Annotated in this window: 15 protein-coding genes and 6 pseudogenes; 6 read left to right on the top strand and 15 right to left on the bottom strand. The window is 67.8% G+C overall.

What is annotated here, in order from left to right; all coding sequences use genetic code 11:
- Positions 1-212: 212 nt before the first annotated feature.
- Entirely contained in the window at positions 213-845 is a 633-nt protein-coding gene (locus ACFU53_RS35985; protein ID WP_384002278.1) for a DedA family protein, read from the bottom strand.
- A gap of 167 nt (positions 846-1,012) precedes the next feature.
- Entirely contained in the window at positions 1,013-2,119 is a 1,107-nt protein-coding gene (locus tag ACFU53_RS35980; RefSeq protein WP_384002275.1) for an FAD-dependent oxidoreductase, read from the bottom strand.
- 859 nt (positions 2,120-2,978) lie between these two features.
- Between ACFU53_RS35980 and ACFU53_RS35975 the strand changes: the two genes are divergently transcribed.
- Positions 2,979-3,587 (top strand): NAD(P)-dependent oxidoreductase, encoded by a 609-nt coding sequence (locus ACFU53_RS35975; protein ID WP_384002272.1) that lies wholly within the window; start codon positions 2,979-2,981, stop codon positions 3,585-3,587.
- A 25-nt stretch (positions 3,588-3,612) separates the two neighbouring features.
- Here the strand turns inward: ACFU53_RS35975 and ACFU53_RS35970 are convergent, their stop codons facing one another.
- Positions 3,613-4,512 (bottom strand): LysR family transcriptional regulator, encoded by a 900-nt coding sequence (locus ACFU53_RS35970; RefSeq protein WP_384002269.1) that lies wholly within the window; start codon positions 4,510-4,512, stop codon positions 3,613-3,615.
- Between the two features lie 55 nt (positions 4,513-4,567).
- Here ACFU53_RS35970 and ACFU53_RS35965 point away from each other — a divergent pair, with 55 nt between their 5' ends.
- On the top strand, positions 4,568-5,344 hold the full coding sequence (locus ACFU53_RS35965) for an alpha/beta fold hydrolase (protein ID WP_384002266.1): 777 nt from the start codon (positions 4,568-4,570) through the stop codon (positions 5,342-5,344).
- Here the strand turns inward: ACFU53_RS35965 and ACFU53_RS35960 are convergent.
- Positions 5,336-5,551, bottom strand: a pseudogene (locus ACFU53_RS35960) (IS630 family transposase); the annotation flags it as partial. The gene ACFU53_RS35965 and the pseudogene ACFU53_RS35960 overlap by 9 nt on opposite strands.
- 119 nt (positions 5,552-5,670) lie before the next feature.
- On the opposite strand from ACFU53_RS35960, the gene ACFU53_RS35955 reads away from it, so the two are divergent.
- Positions 5,671-6,102, top strand: a complete 432-nt coding sequence (locus tag ACFU53_RS35955; RefSeq protein WP_384002263.1) for a transposase family protein — start codon at positions 5,671-5,673, stop codon at positions 6,100-6,102.
- Here ACFU53_RS35955 and ACFU53_RS35950 read toward each other — a convergent pair.
- The 6 genes and pseudogenes from ACFU53_RS35950 to ACFU53_RS35925 all read right to left on the bottom strand — a co-directional run.
- A pseudogene (locus tag ACFU53_RS35950) lies at positions 6,077-6,256 on the bottom strand (sulfite exporter TauE/SafE family protein); the annotation flags it as partial. The gene ACFU53_RS35955 and the pseudogene ACFU53_RS35950 sit on opposite strands and share 26 nt — an antisense overlap.
- 249 nt (positions 6,257-6,505) lie before the next feature.
- A pseudogene (locus ACFU53_RS35945) lies at positions 6,506-6,931 on the bottom strand (GNAT family N-acetyltransferase).
- A gap of 55 nt (positions 6,932-6,986) precedes the next feature.
- Positions 6,987-7,514 carry an aspartate carbamoyltransferase gene (locus ACFU53_RS35940; RefSeq protein WP_384002260.1) on the bottom strand — a complete coding sequence of 176 codons (528 nt, stop codon included), beginning with the start codon at positions 7,512-7,514 and terminating at the stop codon, positions 6,987-6,989.
- 101 nt (positions 7,515-7,615) lie between these two features.
- The gene (locus ACFU53_RS35935; RefSeq protein ID WP_384002257.1) at positions 7,616-8,203 is read right to left on the bottom strand and encodes an MFS transporter; all 588 of its coding nucleotides are present in this window, start codon (positions 8,201-8,203) and stop codon (positions 7,616-7,618) included.
- Positions 8,204-8,441: 238 nt separating this feature from the next.
- Complete coding sequence (locus tag ACFU53_RS35930) at positions 8,442-9,338, bottom strand: aminoglycoside phosphotransferase family protein (protein WP_384002254.1); 897 nt, start codon at positions 9,336-9,338, stop codon at positions 8,442-8,444.
- Positions 9,339-9,625: 287 nt separating this feature from the next.
- Positions 9,626-11,096 (bottom strand): annotated as a pseudogene (locus ACFU53_RS35925) (IS1380 family transposase).
- A gap of 1,108 nt (positions 11,097-12,204) precedes the next feature.
- Between ACFU53_RS35925 and ACFU53_RS35920 the strand changes: the two are divergent.
- Entirely contained in the window at positions 12,205-13,242 is a 1,038-nt protein-coding gene (locus tag ACFU53_RS35920) for a LacI family DNA-binding transcriptional regulator (protein WP_384002251.1), read from the top strand.
- A gap of 1,071 nt (positions 13,243-14,313) precedes the next feature.
- On the opposite strand, the gene ACFU53_RS35915 is transcribed toward ACFU53_RS35920, so the two are convergent.
- The 3 genes from ACFU53_RS35915 to ACFU53_RS35905 form a co-directional block, all read right to left on the bottom strand.
- Positions 14,314-14,706, bottom strand: a complete 393-nt coding sequence (locus ACFU53_RS35915) for a VOC family protein (protein ID WP_384002248.1) — start codon at positions 14,704-14,706, stop codon at positions 14,314-14,316.
- Between the two features lie 696 nt (positions 14,707-15,402).
- Positions 15,403-16,833: a Re/Si-specific NAD(P)(+) transhydrogenase subunit beta gene (pntB, locus tag ACFU53_RS35910; protein WP_384002245.1), complete on the bottom strand. Its 1,431-nt coding sequence runs from the start codon at positions 16,831-16,833 to the stop codon at positions 15,403-15,405.
- 6 nt (positions 16,834-16,839) lie between these two features.
- Positions 16,840-18,399, bottom strand: a complete 1,560-nt coding sequence (locus tag ACFU53_RS35905; RefSeq protein WP_384002243.1) for a Re/Si-specific NAD(P)(+) transhydrogenase subunit alpha — start codon at positions 18,397-18,399, stop codon at positions 16,840-16,842.
- Positions 18,400-18,480: 81 nt separating this feature from the next.
- Between ACFU53_RS35905 and ACFU53_RS35900 the strand changes: the two are divergent.
- Positions 18,481-19,533: pseudogene (locus ACFU53_RS35900) on the top strand (aminotransferase class V-fold PLP-dependent enzyme); the annotation flags it as partial.
- A 306-nt stretch (positions 19,534-19,839) separates the two neighbouring features.
- On the opposite strand, the gene ACFU53_RS35895 reads toward ACFU53_RS35900, so the two are convergent.
- Complete coding sequence (locus ACFU53_RS35895) at positions 19,840-20,166, bottom strand: winged helix-turn-helix domain-containing protein (RefSeq protein ID WP_384002241.1); 327 nt, start codon at positions 20,164-20,166, stop codon at positions 19,840-19,842.
- 230 nt (positions 20,167-20,396) lie between these two features.
- A pseudogene (locus ACFU53_RS35890) lies at positions 20,397-20,573 on the bottom strand (DUF6069 family protein); the annotation flags it as partial.
- 174 nt (positions 20,574-20,747) lie between these two features.
- On the opposite strand from ACFU53_RS35890, the gene ACFU53_RS35885 reads away from it, so the two are divergent.
- A complete protein-coding gene (locus ACFU53_RS35885) occupies positions 20,748-21,209 on the top strand; it encodes a hypothetical protein (protein WP_384002238.1) in 462 nt (153 codons plus the stop codon).
- Positions 21,210-21,243 lie beyond the last annotated feature (34 nt).

The following is a 21,243-nucleotide window of genomic DNA, read 5'->3' as shown; positions in this document are numbered from 1 at the left end:
GCTCGGAGGGCCTGCCCGCCGCGACTCGACATCCCGCGGGCAGGCCCTCACCCAGGCCACCCGCAAACACGAGAGGCCCCGACCCCTCCCAAACAGAAGAGTCAAGGCCCGAAACCGAAAAAGGGCCCAACTCTCCTATTAACTTCCCCGAGACTACGACAAACGTCTCGCACGACCCGCCCCACCCTCCTGGGCGCTTTCGGTATGGCGCCTCAAAGATATTCGGAAACGACATCATCTGGCTTGATCGGATTCTTGCGGCGCCGTATATATCGCGAGAACTCCACCGCACCGGTTACCGCAAACGCGAGCCCGACGCCGACGGCGACAGCAAGGAGCGCATTCTCCTGGAAGAAGACACCGCCGAGGTATCCCGACAGTGCGGTATAGGCACTCCATGTGGAGGTGGAAATTGCAACATACAGCATGAACCTGCGCAGCGGGTATCTCACTACCCCCGCCGTTCCTGTGGCGAGATAGCGTCCGACCGGAATGAATCGCGTGGAGACGAGTACAAAACCGCCGCGTGATTCGAGTTCGCGCTCGAACCAGTCATACGCCTTCCGGCGCTTGGTGCCAACTGGCAGGCGCTTTAATACGCGTTGCCCCATCAACCGGCCGATGAAGTAGGGAACGAGGTCGCCGAGAAAGGCGCCGACCGTCGTAGCAGCGATGACAAGCATGATATTCGTCTGCCCGGTTGCGCCGACGACGCCTGCGAGGATCACGACGGGTTCACTCGGGATTAACGGGAGGAAAGAGTCGAGTAAGGATACCGCGATGAGTACGGCGTAGAGCGCAGGCGACGCTATCAAAGATTCTGCGAGGTTTATCCAGTCCGGCATCTGCTACTCGCCTCCTGTCATATGGATATGGAAATTCATGGGTGATTCCCTAATTCTTGGAGCTGCTGATGGGGTGGCGGATGCTCGGTCTCCCATGGTTTTGGTGCAGGGTTCGGGTTGGCGTGGCGGCCGCCTGGGCAGCGAGCAGGTTCTCCCGTCGGCCGGTGTCAGGTGGCGGGTGCCGTGGTGAGCATCCAGTGGCTGAACGCGGCGTAGCGTTGCGCGAATTCGACTGCGTCGTCGGCATGTTCGACGGCAGCGGAGTGCTCGCGGACCGTATCGAAGCGGGCGCTGCGGGCGTGCTCGTAGGTGGTGAGGGCCTTTTCCAGGTCGGCCTCGGCTGTCAGGCTGCTGCGCAGGACGCCGACATCTTCGATACCGAGAGTGCCGCCGGAAGCGATGTGGGGGGACAGTCCGTGCGCGGCGTCGCCGATCAGAGCGACGCGCGTGCTGGTCCAACGGGGCAGTTCCGGGACCAGCGTGACCTGGTTCTCCAGGATGGATTCCTCCGGTGTTTCGGCGATCAGGGACAGGAGTTCGTCGTTCCATCCCGCTTCGGCCAGATTCCGTGCGCGTTCCAGTGACCGGTCGCGCTTGCTTCCGGTGAGCGGTCCGGCGTCGAACTGGTTGACCATCCACATGGTCCGATCGCGAGCGATCCTGGCGTATCCGCCGCGGGTTCGGCGGTGGCCGACAGTGAGTACGGTGGCCTCCGAGTTCTGGTTGCCGGTCGGCACGATCGCGCGCCAGGCGTAGTGGCCGGAGTGCGTTACGGTGTCGCTCCCCGGCACCAGCTGCTTGCGTACGTTTGAGTGGACGCCGTCCGCGCCGATCAGTAGATCTGCGCGAAGTGTCTCGCCGCTGGCGAGGTGCACGACGACGTCCGATGCGGTCTCGGTATATCCGGTCGCGTGGGCGTCGAGGCGGATTCGGTCGCGACCGATGGTGTCGGCCAGAAGATTGTTCAACTCGGGGCGCGGTACGAGGAGGAACTGGTGATCGCTGTCGGTGTGACCAGGTGCGCGGACCGGATCGCCGGCAGGGGTGAAGAACCATGTGTTCTGTTCGATGCCCATGTCACGGATTGCGGGGCCGATGCCGAGGTGGTCGAACTCCCGTAGCGCGTTGGCCCACAGGCCGATTCCGGCGCCGACGGCGCGAATTCGCGGTGCCTGTTCCAGCACGATGACGTCGTGGCCGATGAGTTGGAGCGAGGCCGCGGCTGTCAGTCCTACCAGGCCGCCGCCGACGATCACCGTGGATTTCCTGGACAACTTCTTTACTCCTTCGCGTTGACGGACGGGGGTGCCGGGGTCGCCGCCGAGACGGGCAGTGTGTCTGAAGGCTCATGGCGGGAGTTGCATTGCCGGCTCGTCAGTGAGTACCGATGCGGTAGGCAAGGGCTTCCTTCATCCGCGAGGTGCGGCCGGAGGCACGTCTCGACACTACGAGCAGCCACTGATTGCTTCAAATGCACTTTGATCAATACAAGATTTACTCACATGCATTTGACTCGAGGTGCGCGCCGGCACGCTGCATGCCGCGTGTCCGTGACAGCACACACGACGATGACCTTGCCCGAAGGGCTCGCGCAGCCAGGACTCGTCGTTCATGGTGACGACAGCTCTGCCGAACCCAGACCCCGTCCGCAGTGGATTGCCGCGCTACGCGCCATGTCGACTGGTGGCGCGCCGTGTCGACGTCTCGGCGACCGGGCCACTGGGGACCTTTGGCAACGGCGGCTCGGTGGCCAACGTCGTCCTGGTCACCGTGAACACCGCGTTCTACAGGCAATCGATCGAAACCCGCCCGAGCGGCGACGGCAGGCAGATGGTGTCCGCCGCCGCTCTGCTGTGCACACAGGTTGGCGGACCACGGAAAACCGTCTCGACTGCCGGTCGTCGCACACCCCGCGAGAACCCATGTCTGACATCTGGGAGGAGCCCAAGCTGCCACAGATCCACCTCGGCAACGGTGAATATCCGTGGCAGGTCCCGGTGTTCATCCCGAATGCCACACAGGTTCCCACGCGGCACACTCCGCTCCTCACCCCGAAGTGATTGCGTCTGAGTAACTTATCAAGTCAGATACTTGCACTTGATGCCAAGTGACGGACTCCCTAACGTTCCCGGCATGAACCTCACCGTCCTCGCGGCCTCCGGCCAGACCGGAATCGCCCTCACCCGACAGGCGCTGCGGCGTGGTCACACCGTGACCGCCATCGCGTGTGATCCCGAGCGGATCGCCCTGCCCGACTCCCCCAACCTGCGCAAAGTGGCGGGCGACGTGAACGACGCGGGCAGTATCGCCGCCGTCGTGGGTGGGGATTCCGTTGTCCTTTCCGCGCTCGGCACGGACCGGGCCGGAATTCTCCTGGCCGGCGCCCGGGCCGTCGTCGCCGCCGGACCGCGACGCGTCATCTGGCTCGGTGCCTACGGCACGGGCAAGTCGGCCGAAGTGGCGGGGGAGGGCGCGGTCGTGCTCGCCAAGGTGCTGGGCGACCGGCTCGCGAACAAAGTCGAAGCCGACAACACCGTTCTCGCGGCCGGGGGCACCGTCTTCCACGCCGGGATGCTCGCTGACGGGCCGGAAAGCCCCCGTCGGCGCACGGTCGGCCTGGAGGCCGCGCCTCCCTTCGACCTCGGCGCGAAGGTCAGCCGGGAAACCGTCGCTGCGGCGATGCTCGACGAAGCCGAGGAGCCTGGTTTTTCCGGTGCTGTGGCCCTGCCATTGGCGGAGTAGGCGGATGGCGGAGTAGGCGGAGTGGTCAGCAGGCGGTGATCTCCTCGATCGACGCCCGGACCTGCTCGCGGAGCCAGGCGTGGGCGGGGTCGGAATCGTAGCGCTGGTGCCAGTTGCAGTTGATCGTCGACGCCGGGGACTCGATCGGCAACGGCCGGGTGAGGAGCCCGAACGCCTCGATGAGCGGGCGGCCGAGGATCGCCGTGCAGGTGACCAGCGCATCACCGCGGGCGGCGATCTGCAGGGCGGTGGACACCGTCGCCACCGCCGCGACCACCCGGCGCCGCAGGCCTGCGGCGGCCAGCACGTCGTCGATCGGCGCGGTGAGGCGGCCACGCCTGGAGATCACCACATGCGACTGCGCCGCGTAGGAGGCCAGGTCGAGTCCGGCGGCACAAGGGTGGTCCGCGCGCATCGCCACGACGAGCCGATCCTCGCCGAGCGGCTCGGACCGGAATTCGGGCAGACCAGGCCTGCCGCCACCGAGTTCCAGATCGACGCGGCCGCGTCGCAGGTCGTCAGTGTCGACGGAGTTCTCCGCCAGCACCCGCAACTGCACCCCGGACGCCCGCTGCTGGATCCTCCCGACCAGTACCGGTACCAGTGACGCGGCCACCGCGTCGTGACACTGGATCGTGAAGGTGCGATCCAGCTGGGCCAGGTCCAACTCGCGGACCGGCGAGAGCACTTCGTGCGCTTCTCTGACCAGCCGGTGCACGTCTTCTCGTACCGAGACCGCGTACGGGGTGGGACTCATCGAGTGACCGGTGCGCACCAGGATGTCGTCCCCGGTGACGGTACGAAGTCGGCCGAGCGTGCGGCTCACCGCGGGCGAGGACAGGTGCAGCCGCTCGGCTGCACCCATCACGCTGCCCTCTTCGAGCAGGGCGTCCAGCACGGTCAGCAGATTCAGGTCCAATTGCATGAAAGTAAATCTTAACAAGATACAGATCCATTTCGATCAACTCCGGGAGCATTCCATGAGCCAGGAACACAATCAGCTGGCCCACGACCTCAACGGCACGGGACCGCTACTCGTGGCAGTCCACGGCATCACCGAGAACCGAAGGTTCTGGGCCCCTGTCTGCCTGCAGCAGCACTTCCGCGTGCTGCGCGTCGACCTGCGCGGCCACGGAGACTCGCCTCGGACCTCGCCGTTCGGGATTGACGAGTCGGTGGAGGACATCCACCATCTGATCGAGTCGCTGGGCGAGGATCTGACTGGGGACCAGCCCCCGTTCGTCGTCGGCCATTCCCTCGGTGGGGTGATTGCGACTGCCTACGCAGCTCGTTATCCGACCCGTGGTGTGGTCAACGTTGACCAGTCGCTGCGGGTCGGCCCGCTGCCTGCGGAGATAGCCATCGCTGTGCGGGGAGAGGGCTTCGCGGACTTCGTTCGCACGGTTTTCGCCTCGCTGTACGGTGAGCTGGATTCTGTGCTCGTGGCCGACATCGAGCGCCGCCGCACCCTCGACCAGGACGTGTTCAGCGGTTTTTGGACCCCGTTGCTTGATTGGGACGCTGACACCCTGGCAGCGTGGTCTCGACGGACCACGAGTCTCCCGCCTGGTGTCCCGTACCTGTCTTTGCATGGAACGGACCCCGGTGGTGACTACGCCGACTGGCTCGCCGACCGCATCCCCGCCGCCGTGGCCGAGCAGGCACCGAAGCGCACGCACTATCCGCACCTGGCACAACCCGAATGGTTCGTCTCCCGCGTCCATAAGTTCTTTACGGACTTCGGCGCGTCAGGGTGACGCTGGCTCGTCGAGAGCCAGGCCAGTGCCCGCTATGAAGCCGTCGAGAGTTTCGGGCCGGTACTGAAGGCGTTTGAGTTGGTTGCGTACGAGGGCCTCGAGCCGGTCGAGGGCCACCTCGGCGAGGTCGGCCAGGCTGCGCTTGACGTGCGCCCATACCCACTCGACCGAGTTGAGGTCGGGAGAGTAGGCGGGCAGTAGGAATACCAGGGCTTTGACGTAGTTGCGGGTTGAGCGGGTTGTCCTGATGTGGGCCCGGAACGTGGAGCAGGCACGAGCTTCCAAGATCATGTGGGTGTCGAGTCCAGTGATCCTTACGGAAGTCCGTGCCTGCCGTCGTATCTTCTCCGATCCCGCCCGTCCGTGACCAACTCTGCGGTCAGCCTGGCGCCGCCGAGGACGAACTGCCCGGACTGCTGGCCCGGTTGGCCGAGGTCCCCGACCCGCGCAAGCCGCGCGGCAGGCGCCATAGCCTGGTGTACGTGCTGGCGCTGGCGGCCTGCGCGGTACTGACCGGCGCAACCTCGCTGCCGGCGATCAGCGAGTGGGCCACCGATGCGCCGCCGGCGGTCCTGGACCGTCTCGGCGCGCGCCGCTGCCCGCTGAGCGGCACCCGGCCGGTGCCGTGCGAGACGACCATCCGCCGCACCCTGGCCCGCCTCGATGCCGATGCGCTCGACCGGGCGGTGGTCGCCTGGCTGGCCGAACGCCGCCTCCAGCCCGCTCCGAAGGGGCGCCGGGGCCGGCGACGACGTTGAACAGCAGGTTGGTCGGGGTTACCGCCGGGTTGGGCACGCCGAAGACGCTCAGCTGGACCGGGAGGAGGAACACCGCACCGGACACACCGACCGGGGCGGACACGGTCGCGATCAGCAGGCCGGCGGCCAGCCCTCCCGCCAGTGTCCAGTCCATCGTTGCCCCCGCTCGCCGATCTCCTGGCCAGCATCAGCGTCCCGGGCGGTGGTGAGGGCGGCCAACGAGACGTTCATGAGCAGCAGGCGCAGCCGGGCCCACAACCGCACAGGTCCGTGTCGTCGTTCGACAGGGCGTTCGTGGGTGCGGCCGTCGGGGCACGGCACCCTTTGCCCTGCCAGGTGTCGCGGCCTTCCTGACGGCGAGGCCGGCGATGACGAGGGGCCGGCCAGGTCCTCCCCGGAGCGGTCACGGTCGTGGCAGCCGCCTACGGCTCCGCCCGCGGTCCGCTGGCTCCAGGCACTCGCCCATCACGCGGTACATGCCGATCGATTCGTGCGCGGCGGTGTCGGCGAAGCCGAACTTCTCGTACAGGAGGCGCCGGGCCGTCCGCGATCAGCGAGACGTAGGCGGTCGCGGGCGCCCGGCGCTCCAGTTCCTCGGTGAGTGCGGCCATGATGCGCCTGCCGAGGCCGCGTCCCTGGTGTGCGGGACGTACGCACATGTCGACGATCCATCGTGGTGGAGGACCACCCCGTGCCAGGTGTTGGGCAGGGCGAGCGCCACCGCCTCGGGGTCCTTGTCCGACAGGCCGGCATCGGTACGCAAGCGGTGGAAAACCTCGACGGAGGGCACGCCCACGCTCAGCTCGTAAGGGTCACTCAAGCCATCCACTTCCGATCGTGCGGTGTACGCGGTGATGGGTCTGCTTCGGTGCTCGGCTCGTTGGTCAGTGGCCGGATTCGGCGTGGTCCCCGTGGTCGCTGAGCTGCGCTTTGAACCAAGTGTGCAGTGCGTCGACCAGCGCAGGCTCGTCCGTGGCGTAGGTGAGGGTGGCCCCCTCGGGTCGTTCCCGGTAGCGCACCTCGATGCGTTCGTAGCCTTCTTGCAGTCCCTTCAGGCCCGGCATGCTGTCGCCGTGGATCTGAGCGGGGTCGCCGAAGTCTCCCCGGCTGAACGCTTTGGCCTCCTGCTGAAGATGGGTGCGTATGAGGCCGATCTGCTTGGCGTCGTCGGACTGGTCGGCGACGACGTCCTGGACCCCGCCCGTTTCGGTGGCCGTGAAACGGTGGGTGGTCTGTTCGAGGTCGAAGGGCATCACGGTCTGACCGTGTTCGGCCACCGTTTCCTGCCGGTCGGTCCGCCGGTCGTCACCATTCTCCTGCGGGTTCCCGATCAGCAGGACCGCGGTCAGTGCCGCGCCGACACCCCCTGCAGCGATGCCAGCCGTCCAGAGTCGGCGCTTGCTGTTGTTCATCCAGTGCCTCCGTTGGGCAGTTCGAGGGCGTGCGCTACGCCCGCTCGTTTCGGGTGGGCTCGCATCAATCGCGTGGCCAACGCCTGGTGGGTGGCACGGGCTTACTCGTGCTTGGACGGGATCAGCCGCAGGGCGATGACGGCGGAGAGTGCGGCAACGCCCGTGGCGACGAAGAACGCGTCATCGAAGCCGGAGGCGGCGTTGGCGCCGGTGCGGACGGCAATGCTCGAGGCCGCGGCACTGGAGACGACCGCAGCGCCGACCGAGGCACCGAACTCGTGGAAGGTGCTGACGATCCCTGAGGCCACACCGGCCTCATGGGGAGCGACGCTGCTCAGCGCGGTGGCCACGGCGACGACGAACAGCGCGCCCAGCCCCGCCGCCGCCATGCTCACACCAGTGACCATGGCAGCGGTTCCGGACCAGAGCACCGGCACGAGGAAGCCGGCGGCTGCGACGGCCAGGGTGACCGCGGCCAGCAACCGTGCTCCCAGACGGCCGATCACACGTCCGGCAGCGGAAGCGGCGGCCATTGTCACCAGCGCCACCGGCAGGAGCACGCCGGTCATCAGAGCACCGTGGCCCTGATGGTTCTGGAGGTAGAACGAGCCGAGGAAGAAGGCCCCCACCATCAGCGCCGTGGTGACAGCGATCCTCGCGGCCCGGCTGCCGGTGCCTGTCAGCCGCACCACCTTGCTGGCCCTGGCCTTGGCCCTGGCCGATCCGTGCGCCGAGACGCCCCGGGTGCTCGGGGTCGATGAGCGCCACCCGCAAGGGCCACAAGTACGGCACCGTGCTGGTCGACTGCGAGACTCACACTCCCAACGACCTGCTGCCCGACCGGGAGTCTGCGACGTTCGCGGCCTGGGTGCTGTCGGTGGGGGCGGCAGGCGATCGTCTCTGTCACGGCCTACGATCGGGGCGACATCACTCCATCGACTCCAGAATACGGTCGAGTGTCCGGCGCCCCATTCTGCTCATCGTCGGATTACTGTCGACGTAGTACCAGACAACACCCATCGCCTGTTCGAACGCCCATGCCTTGCCGCGCTCCCACTCCAGATCGTCACAGTCCAGTGTCCGCCGGAGCACTTCCCGCGGGTCTGGCTGCAACAGGTGCCAGGCACTGACCAGATCCAGCGCGGGGTCGGCCGGGCCGAAGCCGCCGGTGTCGAGTACGCCGCTGAGCCGGTCTCCCGCGACCAGTACATTGCCGGGAATCAAGTCACCATGGCTCATCACGTCGGCACCCGTGCGTGGCAACTCCCGAAGGCGGCTCCACACCTGGCGCAGCCGGGGCACGTCGAGCAGCCCCTTACTCTCCTCGAAGCACTTCGCCATCCAATTGTCGTGGTGAGCGAGAACGCCGCCACGATTTTCGCCGCTGAATAGCCGCTCCCGCGTCTCGGCGTCCCGCAGGGCTGCGATGAAGGCCGCAAGGTCCTCGGCAAAAGCGTCCGACCCACTCGGGTCGGCATCAGAGGCGACCGTTCCCGGCAGCCATGTCTGGACCGACCACGGCATGGGGTAACCCGCTCCAGGCTTTCCCAAGGCGACGGGTTCCGGGGCGGGGAACCGAGACACCTGTGCCAGCTCCGCGCTCGCCTGGGCTTCCTGTTCCAGAACCGCCAGCGCCTCGGCAGCATCGGCCAGACGCAGTGGGAAACGCGCTGAGAGGTCGTTCCCGATGCGGAAGATGGCGTTGACCGTCCCGGTCGACGACAGGAGTTGGATCGCCTTGCCGCTCCACTGAGGGAACTGTTCTTGGATCAAGGTCGCAACGATTTCGGTGGTCACGTCCACTTGGTCATCGTGCATGGTCATCTCTCGCAGGCTCTTCCACTAGTCCAATTCGAAACGCCGGAAACCGACCAGATCAACTGAGAGACACTCACATCCTCGCAGGTCAACGGCATCTTTCTGCTATCGGGGCGTTAGCCTCGATCGTTCATGAGTCCTCGTACGTGTGCTGACGGGGACTCTGTGTTTGTGTGGTGCGGTGTTTTTCGGGGCTGGGGCAGGTTGGGGGCCCGGCTCTCGCGTCGGGTGGGCGCCGGGTTCCACTGTCCCGGTGTGGTGGTGCGGGTCGTTGGGGCGGTCGGTGGGGCTGGTCAGCCGGGGCTCAGCAGGGCGTTGAGCCGGTCGATTGTCCGGGTGATCTCGTCGGTCCAGGCCATCGGGCGGTGAAGCGGAGCCAGTGTCGGTGACCGATGTTCACGAGCTGGGCGGCGGCGGAGAACAGTCGCAGGCGGAGCTTCTTGGGTTCCCAGCGGCGGGTGGTGCCGGTCAGGGTGAGCATCGGCAACCAGGCGAGGAGGTCGAGTGCGAGGGAGATGATCTCCAGCCAGATCCGGTTCTGTGCGGTGTCGTGCAGGGGGAGGTTGCGCGGTGCGGTGTCGCGGGCGTTTCGGATGCGGTCCTCGCAGCGGGCCCGGCGGCGGTGACGCAGTTCTAGGTCGGCGAGCTGGCCGCCTTTGGTGTTGGTCGCGAAGCAGGTCAGCCGCAGTCCGTCAACGTCGGTGAAGCGCAACTGGGCGGCGGGGTGCGGGCGTTCCTTGCGGACGATCAGCCTCATGCCCTTCGGCCCGGTGCTCAGGTCGGGGATGTCGGTGATCTCCGCGACCCAGGCGCCGGGCCGCTCGGTGCCGTCGGGGTCGTAGGCCGGGTGTCCATGCCTTCTTCGGGATCTGCAGGACAGCCTGGTGGATGGTGTCGGTGATGGTCATTCCGACGGAATACGACAGCCACCGGCCCGGCTTGGAGAGCCGGTCGAGGAAGGCGTGGGTGCCGTCGGCGGAGTCGGTGCGGATCAAGGTCTGCCGACCCCGCCGCAGGTGTTTCGGCAGGTACTGAGATTCCGGGCGTGATGTCGCCCGACGAAGGCGTGTTTGACCTGGAGGTCTCGTCGACCATCCGGCGACATGACGCCGAGATCATCAGTAGGCCAGGGCGAGTTGGGCGGTGGTGATGTGATCGGCGGCGGTGTTGGAGCCTGCGTTGCCGGGCAGCAGGGCGGCCACCGGCTCTCCGGAGCCGGCCTGGCCGTGGTCGACGAACGCGACGAGCGGGTGATGGCCGAAGGTCTTCTTCCACGTCACGGTGGCTCCCTGCTTCCCGGAGTGCGCGAGGACGAGCACACCGTCGATGTCCACGATCACCTGTGCGTCGGCGGCCGGACCGTCGCACCGGCCAACTCCCACACCCGGGTGCGTACTTCGGCTCGCGCCGACTGGATCGCGGTGAGCGCCTTCGGGCCGGCTGCGGCGAGGACGTCGGCGAGACGGGAGACCGTCGGGTCGGAGGCCACCGGGCCGAACACATCGGGCTCGGCCCGCAGCATGGCGACGTCGGCCAGGCAGCCCCCGCCGAGTGCGACGGCCAGGGCCATATCCATAAAGGATCTTGCCCGGATCGTGCACCATCCGCGGTTTGCGCCACGGCACCAGTGCCGCCGATATCGCAGTGTCCAGGCCCACCTTGCGGACCGTCTCGACCAGCAGCACCGCCCCGGCCTGCGAGACCGCCCCTTTGGCCCCGCCCTCGACGCGGAACACGCGGGTACCACCCGATACGCTTGCTCACCTGGAGAGTGCTTCTTTCCTCGCAGCTGACAGGACCCTAGACAAGTCCCATCGTTGCAGGCCAGGAGCACTCTCCGCTTATTTGATCAAGGCATGGACGACGCGCGCTCATGAAAGCGCGAGGTTAGATCTCGCAGTTCCCCCAAATACCCAGGGGTAGATCTGAAGCCCTGTCGGAGCGCTTTCCGGCGGGGCTTCTGGGGCGCTTGACGGCAACGCTGACGGCAACGTCAGCGGACGGCTGCCGGTGCGGGCGGTTCGTCGGGCCCGTCTTCGGTCGGGCTGAGGCGCCGTTGTGGGCGTCGATGGCTTGGCGTTGGAGGCGGAGTCGGACGTGGGCGTAGACGCCGGCGGTGACGCCGATGCGGGTGGCCGAGGAGTTCCTTGATCACGACGAGGTCGACGCCTCGTCCCGGATCAGGCGTCGGTCGGTGCGGGGGCGCTTCACTCATCTCCGTGAGCCCTATCCGATGGCCACTGCGGCAGCTGTTGTGCGTTGGCTCGCCGTTTCCAGGCGTCATTGCAACCGGTGTTCGCAGCAAGGTTCTGGCGGTCGGCACGTTCGTCGCCTCGCTGCCGCGGGCTCACCCTCGATCCGCCCCTCGCCGGAGGATCTCATCCTCGAGCCACGGGACACTTCTTGTCCGACCACCCCCACTGGGAGCGGGACCGCCCCGGGGACGCGCCGTGGACCGACGGAGCGAAGATCCGCCGCTGCTCGGCTTCTGCCGCCGAACTCTCAGTCGGCGCCACCAAGGCTGCGGATCATCCGGCTCCACAGGTGCGTCTGGCAGCGCCGAGAAGACGCCGGCCTCTGCGTGCCAGCTGCGGAACACGCCACGGAACATCGGGTGGGGCTCGTGCGGTAGAGGGCCCCTCAAAGCAGCCACTGTGCTCTCCTTCAGTGTCCCGTTACCGTTAACGTGACCGTTAACGTGATTCTTGCTCAGGGGAGCAGATTCCGTCAACGCCCGCCGCCGGACGGCTCACGATCCGCCGGTGGCGTTCTGGCGCCGCCTTGCTGTCGTGGCAGTGCCGGGCTGGTGATGGCGCGGCAGGCCGGTGAACCTGATTGACTTGGACACAGGGCGGCACAGGAACAGAAGTGAGTGGGCAGCGTGGCCGGACAGCGGGAAACGGAAGACCAGCGGGCGCGGGGTGTGAGAGCCGTCAAGCGCGTCACGCTTCGCGACGTTGCTCAGGCGGCAGGCGTGTCCCATCAGACCGTCTCCCGGGCGATCAACGGCAAGGGGGAGATCGACCCGAGGACTCAGCAACGCGTGCTCGATGTCGCAAGGCAGTTGCGGTACCGGCCCAGCCGGTTCGGCCGGGGGCTGGTCCGCCCGGACGTCGTATCCGTCGGGCTCATCGTCCCCGACGTGGTCAACCCCTTCTTCCCGGAGTTCGTGGCAGGAGTGATCGCGGCCGCGGACGAACGCGACTGGCAGGTGCTCGTGGCCAGCGCCGAGAACGATCGGTCCCGGGAGCTGGCCCTGGTCCGCTCACTCAGCCAACAGGTTGACGCTCTTGTCGGCTACATCAGCCATCCCGATGCGCAGCTCGAGCCGTACGTGGGCGCCGTGCCGCTGGTTGTAGTCGATCGCGGGCTGGACTCGTCGAACCACGCGTTGGTCCACATCGACACCGCGGCCGGAATCCGGGCCGGTTTGCAGCACCTCATCGACCGGGGTCACCGCCGGATCGGCATGATCGACTGCGAGTGCGTGAGCGCCCCGATGGTCCGTCGCCGCACCTTCCTCGAAGTCGTCGGCGAACATGGGCTGCCTGTCGACGAGGGCTGGGTCGTCATGGCTGAGCAGTCCCCGGCCGGGGGCACCGCCGCGTTCGAGGCGCTGTACGCCAAGCGCCCAGACCTCACCGCCGTGGTCGCCTTCAACGACCTGGTTGCGATCGGCGCGCTCCGGGCCGCCCGCCGGCTCGGCGTCCAAGTACCGGACGACTGCGCACTGGTGGGCTACGACGGGCTGAGCGTCGTCGATCTGGTCGACCCGCCACTGACCACCCTCCACCTCGACAAGCGACGGCTGGGCGAACTGGCCATCCACCAAGTCGACCAACTCCTCGCAGGCGAACTGCCACCCCCTATCGTCCTGACACCGAGCTTGCATGTGCGCGGCACGACGTGACCCACCTTTGGCCTCGATCCGTCAACGGGTTTCGGTCGCTGAGTGTCCCGGTGGTTCGCCTGTAATGTCCCCTGACGTCGGGGGCGGGTCGTCGCGTGATGCTGCGGCTGCGCCGGGTTCCACGGGCCGGACGGTGCGGGTCTCATCCGTTCTGCCCTTCGTCGGGACGGGCCGTACCGTCAGGTGAGGGCGGAAAGTTCAGACAGGCGCTGCCGGCAGGTGGTGAACGCGTTGGTCCAGGGCCAGGTGGCCTCGATGCGGAGCCAGCGGCGGCGGGCGAGTTTCGCGAGGCGGGCCGGCGGGTGGTAGAGGCGAAAGCGCGATGGTGCCGGGCTCGGCATCGACCGGAGAGGTGAGGCAGGAGAGCAATCGCCGCTTCGACCTGGTCGGGGTGTCGTCCGAGGCCGGAGATCAGCCCGGCCCAGACCCGGCGGGTGCGCAGGACCCGACGGCCACCGCCGCCACCGCGACGCCGGTGACGATGAGGGGCTTGCGTGCCATGAGGTGCTCCTGGCGGAGAGAGGTGGGTTGCGGTACCCAATCTCTCCCGTCGTCAGAGACGCGCCTCGGCCGATCGGCCGGGCTTCCAGTCTCGCCGGGCTCACTCCCTCAGCCATGCGGCCGATACGGGGTCCGATTCGCCTCGGATGCGAACCCAAGGGACTGTCTGACCAATAAGGTCGTACCTGACCTGCGGAAATGCGGAGGGGCAGACGAGCCGCAGCTCACCGCCCTGATCGAGGGGCCGGGCGCGGGCCCGGTGGACCAGTTTCAGCCCGGCAACCGAAGAAGACGACCTGGCGCAAATCGATCACCAGACTCACGCCGGGGCGCGCCGTCACCCGGTCCAGGTAGGGGGCGCTCCGGGGCCGTGGCGATGCCGATCTCGCCACGGAACTCGAGCACCGTATACGCCCGGTCCTGGCAGACCCACAGATACCGGGTGAGCGGCGTAGGTGCCCGGTCCGCGAGGTCCTCTGCCGGTGCTCGCCTGCGCCCGACCCGGATCCAGTCGCTGTCCTCCTCAGGATCCCAGTCGATGGTCCGGCCGCTTCGCCGTCACCTCGTTCGTCACTTCTCCTGGAGCACGGAGAGGACGTTTCCGGCGGGGTCGGTGAACCACGCGATCGCCGCAGGGCCGCCCTCGCCGACCCGGACGATGCCCTTCTCGTCGTGGTCGAATCCGGGATAGCGCTCGAGGTTCACGCCGCGCCGCTCCAGTTCGTCGACGGCGGACCCGATGTCGTCCACGGGGAAGTTGAGAAGCGTGAACGTCGCGGGGGTGTGCGTCTCCTTCGGGTAGACGAAGACACGCGCGCCGCTGCCGAGTGTGAGGATCAGCATCCGCATGTCCCCCTGCCCGGCCTCCTCCACCCGCAGCCCGAGAGTCTCCCCGTAGAACCTGCGGGCCTCGCCTAGGTCGTCGACCGCGAAACCACTGAACGCCTGTGCCTGTCCGAACATGCCGTGTGTCTCCTTCACGCGTGAGCCGTCCCGAGGACCTCAGGGCACACCACGCGCACCCGGGTCGACGGCACGCCACACGGACGACGCCCGGATGGTCGCGTGCCCTTCACCCACACGAAGCGGTACCCGACCACCGGCGGCCCTCTGATCGACCTTCACCCTGTTGCGCCGCGAGCCGACCGCATAAGGTCCCGGTCCGGCCTTACGCACACGGGGACGCCCGGCATCCTGTGGACCTCGGAAGTGGTGTTCCTCGTTCTCCACTCCCCCTGCGACGTCTCGTACGGGGCGGCCAGCAGGCCATCTTGTGGGCGGCGATCGTGAGGGGGTTCCTCATGTTGGTCGGTGACGCCCTGCGCCTGTTGCGGGTCGGTTCACCGGGGCCACGAGGCGATGGCTTCCCAACTGCCCGGCGTCCAGGGCGCCGGTCGGCCGATGTTGCGGTCAGGGATGCAGGGCGTGCTGCGGAGTTCATTCTCCTGACCGTCTGCACGGTATCGGCGCTGGGTTGCGCGCTGGCGTCGCCTGCCGACAACCCTGTGCCGTTTTGGTCGGCGGGACGATGCCTCTGGGCCTGGGCCGCCGGATCTGCCTGCCGAACAGGACCACGGGCACAGATGACTGAGAAGTGCGGTGTCGCCGATCCGTGTCCCGGACGACGAACCGTCCGGGACACGCGTCGCACCTCGCGGTTCAGCGTGAAGTGCCGACCATCTCCGGGACCGGGGTGTCGAGGGCGTCGAGGCCCCGCAAGATGTCCTCAACCCGCTGCTTGGCGTCGCCGAAGAGCATCTGAGTGTTCTCGCGGAAAAACAGCGGGTTCTGCACGCCCGCGTAGCCGACGGCCATGGACCGCTTGAAGACCACCACATTCGCGGCCTCCCACACGTGCAGCACGGGCATACCGGCGATGGGGCTGGCCGGATTGTCGATGGCGGCCGGATTGACGGTGTCGTTGGCGCCGATGACGAGGACAACCGAGGTGGCGGGGAAGTCGTCGTTGATCTCGTCCATTTCGAGGACGATGTCGTAGGGCACGTTGGCCTCGGCGAGCAGCACGTTCATATGTCCGGGCAGCCGGCCGGCAACGGGGTGGATGCCGAAGCGCACCTCGACACCCCGCTCACGCAGCTTGCGCGCCAGCTCGGCCACCGGGTACTGGGCCTGGGCTACCGCCATGCCGTAGCCGGGCGTGATGATCACCGAGGAGGCGTCGCGCAGCAGTTGTGCGGTCTCCTCTGCGTTGATCTCCCGGTGTTCGCCCTGCTCGCCGTCGTCGGCCGCCGCCGGGGCGCCGAAGCCGCCCGCGATCACCGAGATGAAGGAGCGGTTCATCGCTTTGCACATGATGTACGAGAGGTAGGCACCGGAGGATCCGACGAGCGCGCCGGTGACGATGAGCAGGTTGTTGGCGAGGAGGAAGCCAGAGGCCGCCGCGGCCCAGCCGGAGTAGCTGTTGAGCATGGAGACGACCACCGGCATGTCACCACCGCCGATGGAGGCGACCAGGTGCGCACCGAGGGCGAGCGCGATCACGGTGACGGCGATGAGCAGGCCCATGCCGGGGCGGGCCACGAAGGCGACGGTGAGCACGACGAAGGCTACGAGGGCGCTCACGTTGAGGACGTGCTTGCCGGGCAACGTGAGGGGGCGGGAGTCGATGCGTGCCGAGAGTTTCAGGTAGGCGACGACGGAGCCGGTGAAGGTGACGGCGCCGATGAACACCCCGATGAACACCTCGGCGTGGTGGATGCCCAGCAGCGAACCGGTGAGCTCGGCGTCGACATCGAGGTAGCCGTTCCAGCCGACGAACGCGGCGGCGAGGCCGACGAGGCTGTGCATGATGGCGATCAGCTCGGGCATGCCGGTCATCTCGACGACCCGGGCGCGCCACAGTCCGATGCCGGCGCCGAGGGTCGTGGCGACGGCGATCAGTATGAGACCGGTGGCCGTGATGCTCCGGGAGGCGAGTCCGACGGTGGCGGCCAGGGCGATGGCCATGCCCGTGATGCCCCAGACGACTCCCGAGCGGGACGTCCGGTGCTGGGAGAGCCCCGCGAGGCTGAGGATGAACAGCAACGCGGCGACGACGTAGGCGGCTTCTGCGGCCGTGACGGTGGTCATCACTGATCAGCCCTTCGAGAACATGCCGAGCATGCGGCGGGTGACGGCGAATCCGCCGAAGATGTTGATGCTCGCCAGCAGGATCGCGGCGAACGACAGCACGGTGACGGCGGCGTTCCCCTGCCCGATCTGCAGCAGCGCGCCGACCACGACGATCCCGGAGATGGCGTTGGTGACCGACATCAACGGGGTGTGCAGCGCGTGATGCACCTGGCCGATGACGTAGAAGCCGATGACGATCGCCAGCACGAACACCGTGAAGTGGCCGATGAGTTCGCCCGGTGAGAAGGCGGTCACCAGGAACAGGGCGAGCGCTCCGGCGCCGACGAGGACGTAGGCCGACCGGGCCGGGCGGGCGGGCCTCGCCGCCGTCTCGGAGGAGGTCGGCGTCGCGGGTTCCGGGGCTCCGTCCGGGGCCGGCGCGGCGGACACCTGCACCGGGGGTGGGGGCCAGGTCTTTGCTCCGTCGCGGACCACGGTCATCGAGCGCTGCACGGCGTCGTCGAAGTCGAGGACGAGCCGGCCGTCCTTGCCGGGGGTGAGCAGCTTCATCAGGTTGACGAGGTTGGTGCCGTACAGCTGTGAGGCCTGGGCGGGGAGCCGGCCGGGCAGGTCCGTGTAGCCGATGATGGTCACGTCGTTGTCGGTGACGACGGCCTTGCCGGCGACGGTGCCCTCGACGTTGCCGCCCTGGGCGGCCGCCATGTCGACGATGACGCTGCCGGGCTTCATGCGCGCGACGTCGGCGGCGGTGATGAGCCTGGGTGCCGGACGGCCCGGGATGAGCGCGGTCGTGATGATGATGTCGACGTCGGCCGCCTGCTCGGCGTACAGCCGCTCGGCGAGCCGGTTGTAGTCGTCCGAGGTGGCCTTGGCGTAGCCGTCGGTGCTGACTTCCTGCGCTGCGGAGACCGTGAGGAACTCGCCGCCCAGGGAGCGGACCTGCTCGGCGACCTCGGGCCGGGGGTCGGTGGCGCGGACCACGGCGCCGAGGCTGCGGGCCGCGCCGACCGCCGCGAGTCCGGCGACCCCGGCGCCGACCACCAGGACCTTGGCGGGTGGCACCTTTCCGGCGGCGGTCACCTGGCCGGTGAAGAAGCGTCCGAAGGCGTGCGCGGCCTCGACGACGGCCCGGTATCCGGCGATGTTCGCCATCGAGCTGAGGACGTCCAGCGACTGGGCTCGGGAGATGCGGGGCACGGCGTCCATGGCGAGGACGGTGATGGGTCTCCGGGCCAGATCCTCGACCAGGTCCGGGTTGAGTGCCGGACTGATCAGCGCGATCAGTGTCGCCCCGTCGCGCAGCCGGCCGATCTCCTCGGTGGAGGGGCCGTTCACCTTGAGCACGATCTCCGCCGCCCACGGGTCGCCGAGCCTGGCGCCGGCCTCCTCGTAGGCCGCGTCGGAGAAGCGGGACGAGGCCCCCGCCCCCGGTTCGACCACCACGCCGTACCCGAGCGCGACGAGTCTCTTCACGGTGACCGGCGTCGCCGCCACCCTGGTCTCGCCCGCAGTGGACTCGGCCGGGACGCCGATGCTCTGGGGTTCTGGTTCCGCTTGGACCATCCTCTGTCTCTCTTCCCGTGGACGTCGTGGTGTCGGGCCTCTCCGCCCGGCGCTTGGTGTGCTTGTCCGTTCCTCGTGCTCATGCCTGGGCGCTCGCCTCTGTGGTTCCTGTTACCCCTTGTCGACCCACTTGTTGACCCATGCCCCGTGAGCACGAGGTGGATACGGGGCGGGCGCACGCAATCGCTGCTCGGGTGGCCAAGGTTGACGTCGCGGTGCGACGGGTCGGCGAACTCGGCCGGAAGCGGTGGCCACCACGAGGCCGAAGCCGATGAGGGCGAGGCCCGTGGTCCGTGGTCCGTTCGAGCGCACGGCGGAGCGGTGGCTCGTGGTGGATCGGCTCCCGGCACGTGCCTCACAAGTATCCGAGGGGTGTCAGGCACGTGTGACGGCCGGCCACTCCCCTCTCTGTGGTCGCCTGTTCTTTGCTTGGACGCTGGCCACGAACCGCGAGGAACCCCGGTTCGACCGGCGGGAGCCGGTGCCATCCACGCCGAGAACGAGGCGTTGACCTGGCTCACCCAGCTCGTCGGACGGCCCCCCGCCGCAGCTGGATGCTTCGTCAGCGGTGGCACCATGGGCAATCTCTCCGCTCTCATCACGGCCCGCGCCGCTGCCGGCGCCTCGCGGGGCCGGCCGACGGACGGCTGGAAGATCGTGTGCGCCGACAGCGCCCACTCCTCGATCAGCTCCGCCGCACAACCGATGGATGTGGAGATCATCACCGCGCCTGTAGACGAGCGGGGGCACCTCACCGGATCCGCCGTGAACGCGGTCCTGGAGTCCGCCACCGGCGTCTTCGCCGTGGTGGCAACTGCCGGGACCACTAATGCCGGCCTGATCGACGATCTCGACGACATCGCCGACGCATGCGAACGCCACCACGTGTGGCTGCACGTCGACGGCGCCTACGGCGGAGCAGGCCTGGCGGCGCCCAGCGTGCGGCGTCTCTACACCGGCATCGAACGCGCCAACAGCTTCATCGTCGATCCACACAAAAGGCTCCTCGCGCCCTACGACTGCTGCGCACTGCTCTATCGGGATCCGGCCTCGGCGCGCGCCGCGCACAGTCAGTCGGCGCACTACCTCGACGCCATCGACCGCGATGTCCACAATCCGGCGGACCTGGCCCTCCACCTCAGCCGCCGTGCCCGCGGTCTTCCGTTCTGGTTCAGCCTGCCCGCTCGGTGGGTGCGCGGACGGTGGCACAGCCGGGTCCGGGAGCCGGGCCGTATGGCGACCATCCTGGCCACGGACAGTCGTCCCGAGCGTCGTCCGCTCACCGTCACCTGCGGGGTGCGGCCGCGCCGGCCCCAGGTGCGTCCCCTGGGGCCGGCGGGTGAAGCCTGCCTCGACCTCGAAGCAGATGTAGCCCCCACATGCCGCCCGGGCTCTGTTATCTCCGCCCAGGTCGCCTCCTCCCACACGGATACAGCCTGCTCATCGCGCTCGACGACCCGCAGGGACCTGCGGGCTGAAGCCGAGCTGGTGCATCAGCCTCATCGCACCCGAGACGGTGTAGGAGGCGTGGAACTTCCTGCCGATCAGCGTGGCCACCCTCGCCGCAGTCCACACCTGATCCTCACCCCAGCCGTGCGTGGCCGGACCCTGCTCCAGATACCTGGCGGGCTTCTCCGGACGGCGCGGCGACAGGCGACACCGGCTCCCGCCCGGTCCTCGCGAAAGCAACGCGCCGGCACCGCCTTTCCGCCACAACTGCTGCCACTGGTAGGCCGACTTCAGACTCACACGCAGCTGCCGGGCCACCTCGGGCGGTTTGACCTGCTGAGCGAACAGCTCCGCCGCCTGTATCCGCCCCGCTTCCCGCCGCCGTGCTGCAGGCGTCAGCCCGCCCCCATCCGCATATCTCACACACCACGGACTACCGACAACACCACACCCGCATCAGGAAGTTCAGCAAGCATCACCCTAACGAGCCAAGATCAGTAGTGCGCTCGCTCACACCCCGCGCCGCGCATGGTCCCATTGCGGGATCGTCAATCGGTCCGGGTGTGGAGGCTCCGCGCCAGGGCGGGGATCATCACCGTCGCCGGGACGAGGTGCAGCCCGAGGAGGACGGTGGTGGTGGCGGTGTTTGCCCTGGAGAGGAAGGGCGGGACCAACGAGATCACGGTCAGCACACTGCCGTCCACGTGAATCGCTCGTGACCCACCGCGTGCTGCCCCGCGCCGGTCGCCGCCCCCATCGTTCTCTGTCCCTCCAGTTCACGTCCGACAGCTGCGTCACGTGTTCAGGGGTTGTCTGTTCGGCCTCAGTGCTCGAAGGTGAAGAACCGCCGACTGCTACATCTGGAGCGCGAGTTGACGGGTACAGGGATGGAATTTCGCATGGCAATGAGCAAGTTGGCCGCGGCACTGTTCGCGGCAGCGGCGATCGTGACCTCGACGGTCGGGCTCAACGGTACAGCCGCCGCCCACACCGGCAGCGCCAACGGCGCCACCGACATCCTCACCTCCGAGAAGGCCCGGCAGCCGTCGCTGACAGCGGCCCAGATGAAGAACGCCGTCGTACCCGAAGCGGCCGGGTCAAGCTCGGTCGCCGCCTCGCTGAACTGCGCGTACTACTACGTGTGCGGGAAGGGCGGGAACGGCAACAGATTCGACTACACCACATGCAACACGACGTACACCCTGCCCAACCTCGTGGGCTGGGGCTCCCTCCACAACAACCAGACGCCGGGCACCAGGGCGCACTTCTACGACGTGAACGGTGCCTGGATGTTCTCCATCGACGCTCCCAACAGGAATGACGTGTTCTGGACCCCGGTCTGGTACGTCATCGCCTGTTGAGCCGACACCCCGGCCCGGTCTGACGGCGGTGGGG

The sequence above is a fragment of the Streptomyces sp. NPDC057474 genome, assembly GCF_042802555.1.
GTDB lineage: Bacteria > Actinomycetota > Actinomycetes > Streptomycetales > Streptomycetaceae > Streptomyces.
The sequence above is the reverse complement of the archived record's forward strand: the minus strand, read 5'-3'. Positions and strand labels throughout refer to the sequence as shown.